This window comes from Flavihumibacter profundi, assembly GCF_020076305.1.
Lineage (GTDB): Bacteria > Bacteroidota > Bacteroidia > Chitinophagales > Chitinophagaceae > Flavihumibacter > Flavihumibacter profundi.
Genome location: NZ_JAIQXE010000004.1, coordinates 442,276 through 456,489 on the forward strand (window position 1 = coordinate 442,276; position 14,214 = coordinate 456,489).

General features: G+C 46.4%; 12 protein-coding genes. 1 reads left to right on the forward strand and 11 read right to left on the reverse strand.

Annotated features, from left to right (window positions below):
- The first annotated feature begins 9 nt into the window (after positions 1-9).
- On the forward strand, positions 10-2,562 hold the full coding sequence (locus LAQ65_RS20205) for a zinc-dependent metalloprotease (RefSeq protein ID WP_224118831.1): 2,553 nt from the start codon (positions 10-12) through the stop codon (positions 2,560-2,562).
- 184 nt (positions 2,563-2,746) lie between these two features.
- Here LAQ65_RS20205 and LAQ65_RS20210 read toward each other — a convergent pair whose 3' ends face one another.
- The 11 genes from LAQ65_RS20210 to nuoF form a co-directional block, all read right to left on the reverse strand.
- Positions 2,747-4,021, reverse strand: coding sequence for an ABC transporter permease (locus tag LAQ65_RS20210; protein ID WP_224118832.1), 1,275 nt, complete (start codon positions 4,019-4,021; stop codon positions 2,747-2,749).
- Positions 4,022-4,086: 65 nt separating this feature from the next.
- Positions 4,087-5,463: an NADH-quinone oxidoreductase subunit N gene (locus tag LAQ65_RS20215; RefSeq protein ID WP_224118833.1), complete on the reverse strand. Its 1,377-nt coding sequence runs from the start codon at positions 5,461-5,463 to the stop codon at positions 4,087-4,089.
- A 22-nt stretch (positions 5,464-5,485) separates the two neighbouring features.
- A complete protein-coding gene (locus tag LAQ65_RS20220; RefSeq protein ID WP_224118834.1) occupies positions 5,486-6,943 on the reverse strand; it encodes a complex I subunit 4 family protein in 1,458 nt (485 codons plus the stop codon).
- Positions 6,944-6,973: 30 nt separating this feature from the next.
- Positions 6,974-8,875: an NADH-quinone oxidoreductase subunit L gene (gene nuoL / locus LAQ65_RS20225; RefSeq protein WP_224118835.1), complete on the reverse strand. Its 1,902-nt coding sequence runs from the start codon at positions 8,873-8,875 to the stop codon at positions 6,974-6,976.
- Position 8,876: 1 nt separating this feature from the next.
- Positions 8,877-9,215: an NADH-quinone oxidoreductase subunit NuoK gene (gene nuoK / locus LAQ65_RS20230; RefSeq protein ID WP_224118836.1), complete on the reverse strand. Its 339-nt coding sequence runs from the start codon at positions 9,213-9,215 to the stop codon at positions 8,877-8,879.
- A gap of 23 nt (positions 9,216-9,238) precedes the next feature.
- Positions 9,239-9,739 carry an NADH-quinone oxidoreductase subunit J family protein gene (locus LAQ65_RS20235; protein WP_224118837.1) on the reverse strand — a complete coding sequence of 167 codons (501 nt, stop codon included), beginning with the start codon at positions 9,737-9,739 and terminating at the stop codon, positions 9,239-9,241.
- Between the two features lie 41 nt (positions 9,740-9,780).
- Entirely contained in the window at positions 9,781-10,326 is a 546-nt protein-coding gene (gene nuoI, locus LAQ65_RS20240; RefSeq protein ID WP_224118838.1) for an NADH-quinone oxidoreductase subunit NuoI, read from the reverse strand.
- A gap of 89 nt (positions 10,327-10,415) precedes the next feature.
- Positions 10,416-11,483, reverse strand: coding sequence for an NADH-quinone oxidoreductase subunit NuoH (nuoH, locus tag LAQ65_RS20245; RefSeq protein WP_224118839.1), 1,068 nt, complete (start codon positions 11,481-11,483; stop codon positions 10,416-10,418).
- A 49-nt stretch (positions 11,484-11,532) separates the two neighbouring features.
- Complete coding sequence (locus tag LAQ65_RS20250; RefSeq protein WP_224118840.1) at positions 11,533-12,645, reverse strand: 2Fe-2S iron-sulfur cluster-binding protein; 1,113 nt, start codon at positions 12,643-12,645, stop codon at positions 11,533-11,535.
- Between the two features lie 46 nt (positions 12,646-12,691).
- Positions 12,692-12,799 carry a GxxExxY protein gene (locus tag LAQ65_RS20255; protein WP_224118841.1) on the reverse strand — a complete coding sequence of 36 codons (108 nt, stop codon included), beginning with the start codon at positions 12,797-12,799 and terminating at the stop codon, positions 12,692-12,694.
- 60 nt (positions 12,800-12,859) lie between these two features.
- On the reverse strand, positions 12,860-14,212 hold the full coding sequence (gene nuoF, locus LAQ65_RS20260; RefSeq protein ID WP_224118842.1) for an NADH-quinone oxidoreductase subunit NuoF: 1,353 nt from the start codon (positions 14,210-14,212) through the stop codon (positions 12,860-12,862).
- Between the last annotated feature and the right edge of the window lie 2 nt (positions 14,213-14,214).

Genomic DNA, 14,214 nt, shown 5'->3' on the forward strand with positions numbered 1-14,214 from the left:
CATTTTGATATGTTTACAAGCCCCGTTCAGGGAAAGTTTCTGGCGGCCGCAGCATTTTTGCTCTTGCTCCAGTTTAATGGCTTCAGTCAGCAGAAACCTGCAGGCAATGCCGGTTCCGCTGAAAAACAATCCGCTTCACCTGTCATCCCACCCACCCGGACCAACGGCCCGAAACCTTACAAAGAGGTAATAACCGCCAAGGCTGTTACCAGTATCGGCCTGTTCAAAGTGCATAAAGTGGAAGACAAATTTTATTTTGAAATTGATGATTCCCTGCTTGGCCGCGATATCCTGGTAGTGAACAGGCTCTCCAAAGCAGCCGCAGGCATGCGCAACTTCTTCTTTGGCTATGCCGGCGATTTTATCGGTGAAAACGTCATCCGTTTTGAAAAGGGGCCCAATAACAAACTCTTCATCCGCAATATCTCTTTCGACGAAATGTCGATGGATTCCACCCTGCCGATGTACCGGGCCGTTACTAATTCCAATATCCAGAGTATCGCCCAGGCATTTGACATCGCGTCCCTGGGCAAGGATTCTTCAGGTGTAGTGGTTGACATGACATCCTTCCTGAACAGCGACAACGATATCCTCAATTTCGATCCCAATTCCAAACGTTTGTTCAAGGTAGGTTCCCTGCAAACAGATAAATCCTATATTGGTTCCATCCGCACGTTTCCCCTGAATACAGAAATTAAGACAGTAAAGACCTATACCCGTTCAGGCGGGGGCGTTTCCACTGCCCCTGTTTCGCTTTCTGCTCCTTCTGGCGGATCTTTTACCGTAGAGATAAACAGTTCCCTGCTCCTGTTACCTGTTACGCCTATGAAAGCAAGGTATTACGATGAACGAGTTGGCTTTTTCACCCGTGAATATGTTGATTTTGATAAAAACCCCCAGGGCGTTGAAACCGTAAAAATGATTACCCGCTGGAGGCTTGAACCAAAGCCTGAAGACCAGGAAAAATATAAGCGGGGTGAACTGGTTGAACCAGCCAAACCCATCATATTTTACATTGATCCGGCTACCCCGAAGAAATGGGTGCCCTACCTCATCCAGGGGGTGAATGACTGGCAGGCTGCCTTCGAAAAAGCCGGCTTCAAAAACGCCATCATGGCCAGGGAAGCCCCGGTAAATGACAGCACCTGGAGTATTGATGATGCCCGTTATTCCGCCATTGTTTATAAGCCTTCTGACGTGCCCAATGCCAGCGGTCCGCATGTGCATGACCCCCGCAGCGGGGAAATCCTGGAAAGCCATATCAACTGGTACCATAACGTTATGCAGCTTTTGCGCAACTGGTATTTTGTACAGGCCTCTCCCAGCGATCCGCGTGCCCGTACTACCCGCTTCAGCGATTCCCTCATGGGAGAACTGATCAGGTTTGTGTCTTCCCATGAAGTGGGACATACCCTGGGATTGCGGCATAATTTCGGATCTTCCTCTACAGTTCCGGTGGACAAACTTCGGGATAAAGCCTGGGTGGAAGCCAATGGCCCCTCCCCTTCCATTATGGATTATGCCCGCTTTAATTACGTTGCACAACCAGAAGACCATATTGGTCCGGCAGGACTTTACCCCCGTATTGGTGATTACGATAAATGGGCCATCGAATGGGGCTACAAATGGCTCCCGGAAGCTACTACAGCGGAAGAAGAAGTACCCGTACTGAATAAACTGACCATCAATAAACTAAAAGACAAAAGGCTTTGGTTCGGAACAGAAACGAATCCGGATGACCCCCGTTCCCAAAGTGAAGACCTTGGCGATAACGCCATGAAAGCGAGTGCCTATGGCATTAAAAACCTGCAATGGATTTTACCGAACCTGGTAAGCTGGACGAATGAGCCGAATAAGGATTTTGATGCCCTGAATACCTTGTACAATGAAATAGTTACCCAGTTCGGCCGGTATATAGGCCATGTCAGTAAAAATGTCGGTGGTATTACTGAAACACCTAAAACAATGGAGCAAAGCGGCCCGGTGTACGAATACGTTTCCAGGGATACCCAGAAAGAAGCGATGGGCTTCCTGGGCAAAGAGGTTTTCACCACGCCCACATGGCTGCTCGACAATACTATTTTTTCCAAAACAGGGGGCACGGCTGCTGCCGTTGTGAACCGCTTACAGGATGCTGCCCTGGGCAGGGTATTAAGTGCTTCCACACTTACTAAACTGCTGAATGCTGAAGCCGCACTCGGTAAAAAAGCCTATACGGTAAATGACCTTACGAGCGACCTGCGCAAGGAAATTTTTACAGAACTGTCCAGTCATAAGCCAATTGATATTTACCGCCGTAACCTGCAAAAGAATTTAGTGGAAAGACTGGTCACCATCATCAAGCCTTCCAGTCCGGCGCCACTAAGCCTGGGAACCATCACCATTAGTTTCGGGCCGTCCATCAGCAGGAACAGCGATATCATTTCATTTGCAAAAGGCACCCTAAGGTCCATCCAGGCTGAGATCCGCGCAGCATTGCCTGCCTATTCCGATACCGCTACCAAATACCACCTGCAAGACCTGAATGAGCGGATTAGTGATGGGTTTAGTGCGAAGCAGTGAGGGAGGTGAGCGGTGAATGGTGAATGGTGAATGGTGAATGGGGAATGGGGAACTCTAATTTTTTGAATATTCCAATTTTGGGTAAGAACAAAAATGCTACAGAATAATCTGTAGCATTTTTTATTTCGATATATAAATTTCAAGGATTTCTCCCATTCACCATTCACCATTCACCATTCACGCCTTACTCATACCGCAACGCCTCAATAGGATTAAGCCTCGAAGCTTTATAAGCTGGGTAAGATCCGGCGAGGAGGCCGACTATGGTACAGATCAATACACCAAAGAAAACCCAAAGCCATGGAATGATAAACCCGGTACTCATAAGGGCGCTGACGATATTTCCGAGCAAAACGCCCAGGATGATACCGATGAATGCACCCATCAGGCTGATCAGGATGGCTTCAAACAAAAACTGCCAGCGCACATTCCGTTGCTTGCCACCAATGGCTTTGATCAAGCCAACTTCCTTGGTTCTTTCGGTTACAGCTACCAGCATGATATTCATCAAACCAATTGCCGCACCCGCCAGGGTAATAAAGCCAATCACCATAGCTGATGCAGTTAACCAGCCAATCTGCTTCATGGCCAGCTCAACAAATGCATCACTTTTATCGATGAGGAAATTATTCTCTTCCTTAATTTCATTTTTCCGGATCACCCTGAATACCCCTTCGGCTTCCCCGATAGCAGTTTCAATATTAATGATACTGGCCGATTTAACACCAATGGTAAATGAGTTCGAGGCACTGCCGGCAAAAAACCGGCGAACGCTGTTGTAAGAAGTGATGATCACATTATCGAGACTCCTTCCAAATGTAGAACCACGGCTATCCAGGACAGCGATCACCCGGAAAGGAATATTGTTTACATTAATCATTTTTTCCAAAGGCCGCTCTGAATTGCCGGAACCAAATAACTTATCGGCCACATCTTTCCCGATCATGCAAACATTTCGCCCAGAGCTTACATCCAGTTCGTTCAGGTTCCTTCCGCTGGCAATATTGTAATTATTCAGTTCCAGGTAATTTTCGTCACCGCCATTAATCCAGACTGTAGGATTGGTCTTTTTGTTGCCGTAAGATGCCGCATTATTATTACCACCATTAAGTGATAAGCTTACTTTAGCTGGATAGGTAAATCGTTGCTTAAATGCTTCAGCCTGGTCGCGCGTGATAGGTTTATTTGTGCTTGACTGTTTAATCTTCCGGCCTTTTTTACTTTCCTTTTTCAGGTCGCCGCGGTCGAACCGGAAAGCAGCCCGGTACCGTATAGTAAAACCATTCGCGCCCATACTGGAGAAGCTTTCCATAAACTTCTGCGAAATAGCCTGGATAGCAGTATTGATGCCAATTAATGCTGCAATCCCCAAGGCAATAATAGATACGGTAATGCCCGTCCTTAATTTATTGGACCGAATCGTCCTGAACGATAAGGAGAGTGTATCAGCAATGTTCATGTCGTGAAAATACGGAGAAAACAGCAAGGCTGTCTGCCATCCATCAAGTATGCGGACAAAGATTCCTAGAAATACATGTATTGCAGAATTAGGTTGGGGAAAATGCCCAGAACCACTATTGCACCTGCCAGCAATACCAGCAACCAGCGGAATACCGGCTGTACTTCTTCAGTTTCTGCAAAGCCTTCCTTAAAATACATGGATTGGATAACCCTGAAATAATAATACACGCTAACCACTGCACATAGCACAGCAAAAAATACCAGCCACAGATGCGCGCCGGATTTTACTGCAGATGCCAGCATAAAATATTTCGCGAAAAATCCAATGGTCAGCGGAATACCGGCCAGGGAAAGCAGGAAAACCGTAGCAGTGGCGGCCAGAACAGGTTGCGTGCGGGCAAGTCCGTTGAAGCCATCAAAAGTATAATCCTTCAATTTTATCAGCACAGCGAAAATCCCGATAGTGGCCAGGCTGTATCCAAGGGTATATAAAATAATACCCTCCCTCGACATATCGTTGCGGCTGAACAAGGCAAATAACATAAAGCCGGCCTGTGCAATAGAAGAATAAGCCAGCATGCGTTTCACACTTTGCTGAAATACAGCGCTCACATTCCCGATAAATAAGGTTGCCGCTATGATAACCGCCAATATCAGTTTCCAGTCGTAAGTTGATGTCGGGAAGATTGTTTCAAAAAGCCTCAGGAATCCTATGAATGCAGCTGCCTTCACGATAGTAGCCATGAAAGAAGTAAATACTGTAGGCGCGCCATCGTATACATCGGGTGTCCAGAAATGGAATGGCGCAGCAGATACTTTAAAGGCCATGCTGATCAGTAACAACAATAAACCGGTAGCGAACCAGACTTCGCGGCCCGCGTTGATCACATAGCCAATTTCGTCGAGCCTGAAACTTCCCTTAGCACCATAAATAAGGGTAATTCCCATCAGCATAATGCCGGTAGAAAATGTACCCATCAGGAAATATTTCAGGGAGGCTTCATTACTTTTCAGGTTTCGTTTATCACTCCCTGTGAGAATGTATAAAGGGATTGAAATGATTTCAATACCAATGAACAGCATCAGCAGGGAATTATAGCAGGATACAATGGCTACGCCACAAAGCACGAAGAAAATCAGTGCAAAATATTCTGCTACGTTAATGCCAACTTTTTCAATATCGCGCCCGGAAAGCAGCATGTAAAACAATGTTGACCCGATTGCGATACTATTGAACAGCAGCCCGAACTTTGAAAAGCTCAGCAGATCGTTGGTATTAATATGGAAAAAAACATGCCCGTTCTGTTCGGCCAGGTTGGCGACCAGCAATAATAGCATACCAATATTGGCGATGTTCCGAACAGTAGCTTTATTAGGAAAGAAGATGCCACTGAACATCAGCACTACACCTAATATGGCGGAAAGAATAATTGCGTTCATACTATTTCAGATCGTTCTCTGGTTATTTTAAATTTATCCGGCTTATTACCTGGTTGGTTACATCGCTGGTCAAAGACAACAATGGTTTAGGATATATGCCAACCAATACAATAGCCACTACAATAATGGCCAGTACTACCTGTACATTCGTTGAAATTTCCTTTGCATGCTCAGTCCTGGAATTTGTATTTCCATAAAATACACGCTGGATCATGCGCAAGGTATACACCGCACTGAGGATAATCGTCAGTCCGCCTGCAGCTGCATAAGCCACCCCGAATTTTGTTGCTGTTGATCCCAGTACGCCATTAAACATCATGAATTCACCGATGAATGCGTTTGTCAATGGCATAGCAATATTGGCGAGTGCAACAATTACCAGCAAGACAGTAAGTACAGGAGCCTTCTGGGCCAGTCCGCCCAGTTCACTGATCTTACGGGTACCCAGTTTCTGTTCAATTGCATTCACGACCAGCCACATACCCAGTATATTGACGCCATGGTTGAACATCTGTATCATTACCCCCTGCACACCTGCAGTGCTTGGTGCAAACACGGCCAAAATCATCAGCCCGATATGCGCAATGGAAGAATAGGCCACCAGCCTTTTCAGGTCGTCCTGCTGCAAGGCAACAAACGAAGCATAGAGCATGCTGATCACTGCAAGTGTTGCGAAATTATCACCCCATTGGAAACTCACTATTGGCACCACGGGCACCAGCCAGCGCAGCAATCCGAATATCCCCATCTTGGCCATAATAGCACTTAATACCATCGTCACTGCATTGGGTGATTGCTCGTAGGTATCGGGTTGCCAGGTATGAAAGGGGAACAAAGGCATTTTTATCGCAAATGCAATAAAGAGCAGGAAAAATATGGGCACCTGTTCCCTGAAACTCAGTTTAAGATTGATAAAATCAGCCCATTCAAAGGAATTACCAGCTTTGTAATACAGCATGATCAGGCCAATCAGCATCAGTAAAGAACCAAGGAAAGTATAGATGAAAAATTTGAAGGTTACTGCGATGCGCTTTTCGCCGCCCCAGCGGGAACATAGAAAATACAAAGGGATTAACGCCAGTTCCCAGAAGAAATAAAACAGGAGGGCATCCATGGCCATGAATACGCCAAGCAAACCAGCCTGCGACAGCAATAACAATCCGAAAAAGCGGTTGGTATCCTCATAGCTGTTATTCCAGGTACCGTATATGATGAGCGGGAAACTAAAAGTTGTGAGCAGGCAAAGCAACTGGCTCATGCCGTCCAGTTCAAAATGAAAACGGCTGTGCAATGCGTTAAGCCAGGGTTCATTAAAAGTCAGGTGGGCCGCATCTTTCCAGATACTCATGCCAGCCAGCATCACTGCAAGTGATAACAGGGAGGCGAATAAAGCAAGGGCCTTGGCCGTTGTTTCCTGCCTGATTAAAAAGAGCGCTGCTCCGGTAATCAGGGGGATCAATATCAGTAAAACTGGTACCATTATGTTGATCTCGTTTCTTTCTTTTGTTAATTATTTCTTCAGGAATATCTGGATAGCGAACAGGATAATTATTCCAACCACCATCAGCAGCACATAATTGCCCACCTGTCCGCTTTGCAATAACCTTACCTGCCTGCTGGCATACTGTACCGACCTGCCCACGCCATTCACCACCCAATCAATACCATATTTATCCACTTTTGCCAATAGTTTACCAAAAGCATTCACCGGCTTTGTAATTACTGCCTCATAAATTTCATCGACATACCATTTGTTCTCCAGCACTTTACCGAATCCGGCGGATTCTTCAGCTGATTTTTCATATTTACTGAATTTGCCCCAGGCATATGCTATTATTCCGAGCACCAGTGCAGTAACCCCGCCCATCATCAGCAATTCTGTGCTATGTGGAATTTCATGTGGTTTGGCAAGGGCTGTTGATTTTGCAAAAACCGGTGCAAGGAACTCCTCCAAAGCATGCGCATTATGCGCCAGCACTTCGGGAATGCCCACCAGTCCGCCTACTACACTTAGTGCAGCAAGCACAATTAACGGAATAGTCATTGCTGCCGGTGATTCATGCAGGTGGTGTTCCTGCTCGTGTGTGCCCCTGAATTTCCCGAGGAAAGTCATTGCATACAGGCGGAACATATAAAATGCTGTCATCAATGCGCCTGCAACACCCAGTACATAAAGTATGGGGTTCTTCGCATAGGCGGCAGCGAGAATTTCATCTTTGGAAAAGAAACCTGAAAATGGTGGGATACCGGCAATAGCCAAACAGCCCAGCAGGAAAGTAATATGGGTAATGGGCAGGTATTTTTTCAAACCGCCCATATTGCGGATATCCTGTTCATGATGCATGGCATGGATCACTGAACCGGCCCCCAGGAATAATAAGGCTTTGAAAAAAGCATGGGTCATTACATGGAAAACAGCACCAGTAAATGCCCCAACCCCAAGGCCCAGGAACATATAACCCAGTTGGCTAACCGTAGAATAAGCCAGTACCTTTTTGATATCATTTTGCTTAAGGGCAATCGTTGCAGCAAATAATGCAGTAGCAAGCCCGATGATGGTTACAACAGCCTGCGTGGTGGGCGCCATTGTATACAAGATATTGCTGCGGGCAATCATGTATATACCAGCCGTTACCATGGTGGCTGCATGGATCAGAGCTGATACCGGGGTGGGACCGGCCATTGCATCGGGCAACCAGGTATATAATGGAATCTGTGCACTTTTACCGGTTGCACCAACAAAAAGTAATAAGGTGATGATGGTGATATCGTTCGCAGAAAGCAGGTTAACTTTTTCAAACACTTCACTATATGTAACTGTTCCCAGCTTCGACAAAATCCAGAATACTGCAAGCAAAAACCCGAGGTCGCCTATCCGGTTCATCACGAAGGCTTTTTTGGCGGCACTGGTGTATTCTATATTCTTAAACCAATAGCCAATTAAAAGGTAAGAACACAAACCAACACCTTCCCACCCGATAAACATGATCACATAGTTGGCACCAAGCACCAGCAGCAGCATTGAAAAAACAAACAGGTTAAGGTAAGCGAAGTAACGGGCGAAATGCATATCAGTTTCATCATGCATATAAGCCGTTGAATAAAGATGTATCAGGAAACCAATACCGGTTATAATCAACAGGAAAAGACTGGATAGCTGGTCAACCTGGAATGCAAAAGGGATATTTGTTTTGTCGTAACTGATAAAATCAAACAGGGTAACAATACCTGTTGCACCTGTCTTTACCTGCATGAAAATCAGCACGCTTACCACAAAGGATGCAAGGATGGAACCCGATCCGATAATACCTGTGAGAGGTTTCGACAAACTGTTTCTAAGCAACCCATTCAGCAGAAAGCCTACGAGGGGAAATAAAGGAACCAGCCAAACGTAGTCAATGATATTGTTCATATTAGTTTTTCAATCTGTTCAGAAAATTCACATCAACGGAATGCGTATTCCTATACATCATAACAATAATAGCCAGTCCCACAGTCACTTCAGCAGCAGCCACTACCATTATAAAGAATACAAAAAGCTGTGCGTCTGTACCATTATTGGCAATTTTTAAGATGCCCCTGTTCATGTCTTCAAGCTGCATTTTCGAAAAAGCAACCAGCAACAGGTTTACAGCATTCAACATCAGTTCAATGCACATGAAAATGATGATAGCATTACGGCGCGTCAATACCCCGATAATCCCGATGGAGAAAAGCGCGAGGGCAGTGAATATGTAATAATTTATGGGCATGTTGTTGATATTCGTTTTATCATTTACTCCTTCTTCCCGAGCACCACAGCTCCTACCATGGCACTCAGAAACAATACACTACTTATTTCAAAAGGCACCACATAGTCTTTAAACAGGACGTTGCCGAGATTATGGATCAGTCCGGTTTCGCCCTGTTTCATGAGTACGATGGTTGATTTGGCATCGGCATCCTTAATAGCAGCCACCATGATCAACAGCAGGCATCCCCCGGCGATGGTCCCGGCGAATTTCAGCCATTTGTTTTTTTGCGGTTCCGTTTCGGCATTCAGGTTCATCAGCATAATAACAAACAGGAACAATACCATGATTGCCCCGGCATACACGATCAGGTTCACAATGGCCAGGAACTGGGCATTCAGTAAGATATAATGGCCGGATATGGCGAAGAAGGTGGCGATCAGAAACAGTACACTGTAAACCGGGTTTTTACTGGTTATTACCATCAAAGCACTTCCCAGCGCCATCAGTGTCAGAATCCAGAATAATATATGCGTGATATTCATGTTAGTTGTTAGCAGTTACTCAATCATTAACATTTGGCTGTTCAGCTTTTTTTCGCACGTGAGCCCAATGCTTTCTGGTACAGTTCCGGTTCTTTTACAGGATCGGGGATCAGGAGGTCATTCTTTCCATAAATAAAGCCTTCCCGCTTGAAATTGGCAGGGGCAAATGTTTCACTGAGGTAAATGGCATCCTTTGGACATGCTTCTTCACACAAACCGCAGAAGATGCAACGCAGCATATTGATCTCATATTTCGCTGCATACTTTTCTTCCCGGTAAAGGTTCTCTTCACCCGGCTCCCTTTCTGCAGCTTCCATGGTAATGGCTTCGGCAGGGCAGGCAACAGCGCAGAGCCCGCATGCAGTGCAACGTTCACGTCCATCCTCATCACGGTTAAGGACATGCAAACCACGGAAAACGGGGCTGAAAGGCCTTTTCTCTTCCGGATACTGAATGGTCACTTTTTTCTTAAAAAAGTGTTTCAGCGTTATACCCATCCCCTTTGCTATGGCAGGGAGATACAATTTCTCCATCCTCGTCATCGGATGGCGATCAACTGGTTTTGCTCTGTTTGTTAGTGTCTGCATATTCGAACAGCGTTTAAGCGTTAGCCGTTAGCTGCTTTTTAGGTTAGCAAAAATATTTTAATCCGGACATCCTTCCAAGTAATACCTGCTTAGAAAGGCCATCCATTCTCTTTTATCAATACGATTAATCCCGTGATCACCATATTGATTAAGGCAAGTGGTATCAATGATTTCCATCCCAGTTTCATCAGCTGATCATAACGGAACCGCGGGATTGTCCACCTCACCCACATAAAGAAGAAGAGGAAGAACCCGACTTTGGCAAACAAGGAAACCGCCTGCAGAACAGCCAGCCAGTTATGGCCGATGCTTTGGCCAAGGTTTGCATCATTCACAAAAGGAATATCATATCCACCGAAATACAGGGTAGACATCAGGGCACTACTGATAAACATATTCACATATTCCGCGAAAAGGTAGAAACCGAGTTTCATTGAGGAGTATTCCTGGTGGTAACCCTGGTTCAGTTCGCTTTCAGCTTCGGGAAGGTCAAAGGGCGTACGGTTACATTCTGCAAAAGCACAAATGAGGAAGATCAGGAAGCCGAGGGGCTGGTATAATATGTTCCACCAACCGGCAGATTGTTGTTCTACGATAGTTTTCAGGCTGAGGGACCCGGTGATCATCAGCAGCGCGATAATGGATAATCCCATGGCCAGTTCATAGGAGATCATCTGGGAAGCGCCGCGCAGTGCTGCCAGCAGGGAGAATTTATTATTGGAGGCCCATCCACCGATCATAATACCATACACGCCCATACTCACAACACCAAAGACATAAAGGATACCGATATTGATATCCGCGATCTGCAGGGAAATTGTACGGCCACCTATGGTGATTTCATTTCCCCAGGGAATCACTGCACTGGTAAGCATAGCCATGGTCATGGCAATAGCCGGGCCGAGGATAAAGAGGAACTTGTTGGAAGAATTGGGGATCACATCTTCCTTCATAAATAACTTGATACCATCAGCAAAAGGCTGGAAAATACCACCGGGACCCGCCCTGTTGGGACCCAGGCGGTCCTGGATATAACCAGCCACTTTTCGCTCGCCGTAAGTGGAATATAAAGCAACCAGCAGTGAAATGACGATGATCACGGCGATCAATACCAGTTTCTCCAGTATAAAAGCCAGGTCAATTGCCAGATATATCATATTAATGTATTCAAACTTTTGAAAATTATTCTCCTTTTTACTTTTAACCCTACTGCTTAGCCCCTGCAAAGTCGTCTCCATGAGCCGGTCCGTCTATTTTCGACAGTTCGATCTCCGGGCGGTTTACCTCGCTGACCTTATGGATATCCATGAGCAGTTTAGGCCCCCTTCCGCCCATTACTTCGGGCAGGAAATCCTTAGGCATCTGCACTCCCACATAATGTCCCTGGGAAATAACAGAGTGCCGGTTAACTTTAGTTGGTCCGTCAATGGTCCAGTCTTTCAGGTCTTTCTTTTCGAAACGGCATTCATTGCAGATCCAGCCCGGACGGCCATCGGTAGCATCTTTAACTTCACCCCACTCGTCCTTGCGGGCGGTTACCCGGAAAACTTCATCGCCACGCATCCATAGCTGCACTTCGCCGCAACATTTGGAACAATTGCGATGGGCGTCCACCGGCTTGGTGAACCAGACCCTGTTTTTGAAACGGAAAGTTTTATCAGTGAGTGCGCCAACCGGACAAACATCGATGACATTTCCAATGAAATCGTTGTCCAGGGACTTCTCGATATAGGTAGCAATCTCTGAGTGGTCTCCGCGGTCAAGTATGCCATGCGCACGTTTTTGGGTCAGCTGATCGGCTACGAAAACGCAACGGTAGCAAAGGATACAGCGTGTCATGTGCAGCTGGATGTATTCGCCGAGGTCATGCTTTTTGAAAGTCCTTTTCTGGAATTCGAAGCGGGTACCTTCCTTACCATGCTCATAACTGAGGTCCTGGAGATGACACTCACCGGCCTGGTCACAAATCGGGCAATCCAGCGGGTGGTTCAGCAGGAGGAATTCAGTAACGCCGGCACGGGCATCGATTACGCGCTCACTGGTGATATTTTTCACGATCATGCCATCCATCACGGTAGTGCGGCAGCTGGCGACCAGTTTGGGCATAGGGCGCGGGTCTGCGGTAGAACCGGCAGCCACTTCCACAAGGCAGGTGCGGCACTTACCGCCACTGTTCTTCAGCTTGCTGTAATAACACATCGCAGGGGGAGCCACTTCACCACCAATTGAACGCGCTGCATTCAGGATGGTTGTTCCAGGCTCCACCTCAATAGTGATATTGTCGATGGTTACTTTAAATAATTTTTTCTCGTCAGCCATATGTTAATTTTTCACGCAAAGCCGCTAAGGAGCGGAGGCGCAAAGATTAAAGATTATTTAGAACTCTATGGATACCATCTCTAATAAGGGGCAAATTGAAATTGATCAATAAGCCAAATTTCAAATTGGTAATTTTCAAATAAGTAATCAGCACACTCTTTTCATTTTCTACTCCTCCACTGCGCCCCTGCTACCCTGCGTATTTGTGTGAAACCTACGCAGGTGTATAAATCGGATCAGCATAGTGGGCTAAACCATAATTGCGTGTCAAACATTCCTGAGGATTGTTTACATGCCATTCAAACTCGTCGCGGAAATGCCGGATGGCAGCAGCCACGGGCCATGCGGCAGCGTCACCGAGCGGGCAAATCGTATTGCCCTCGATCTTGCGCTGGATATCCCATAACAGGTCTATATCACTCATCTTTCCCTTTCCGCTTTCGATCGCTTTCAATATTTTTTCCATCCAGCCTGTCCCTTCACGGCAGGGAGAGCATTGTCCGCAGCTTTCGTGCCGGTAAAAACGGGCCAGTGTATAGGTGTTTTTCACCACGCACTGGTCTTCATCCAATACGATGAAACCACCCGAACCCATCATGGATCCTGTTGCGAAACCGCCATCACTAAGGCTCTCATAGTTCATATACCGGGTTTCCCCTTTTGCTGTTTTAAGCAACAGGTTAGCCGGTAAAATGGGAACAGATGATCCGCCGGGAATACAGGCTTTCAGCCTTTTCCCATTGGCAATTCCGCCGCAATATTCATCACTGTAAATAAATTCTTCCACCGGGATGGTCATGTCAATTTCGTATACTCCCGGTTTGTTGATATTGCCGCAGGCAGAGATCAGTTTTGTTCCGGTTGATTTACCCACCCCGATTTTTGCATACTCTTCACCACCCATATTAATGATAGGCACAACAGCTGCCAGGGTTTCCACATTATTCACCACTGTAGGCCGGTCCCATACCCCTTTAACCGCCGGGAATGGAGGCTTGATACGGGGATTACCGCGCTTACCTTCGAGGGATTCTATCAATGCAGTTTCTTCACCGCAGATGTATGCCCCTGCACCGCGCTGCACATAAATTTCACAATTGAACCCGGTGCCCAGGATATTGTTTCCCAGCCATCCATTGGCTTTGGCTTCGCCAATGGCATGTTCGAGTATATCAGTGATCCAGGCATATTCCCCACGGATATATATATACGTAGCATTTGAGCCCAGTGCATAGGAAGCAACAATAAGTCCTTCAATCAGCAGGTGGGGAAGGAATTCCATCAGGAAGCGGTCCTTGAATGTACCCGGTTCTGATTCGTCGGCATTGCAAACCAAGTGGCGCGGAACTCCTTCGGGCTTAGCCAGGAAACTCCATTTCATACCAGTTGGGAAACCCGCACCGCCACGCCCGCGTAATCCACTCTTCTTCACTTCCTCAGTAACCGCATCCGGACTCATGGTCTTTAATGCTTTTTCGACACTGCGGTAACCGCCCTCGCGACGGTACACGTCGTACTGTCGGATGCCTTCTACTTTGGCTTTGTCTAATAATAATTTTACACCCATAG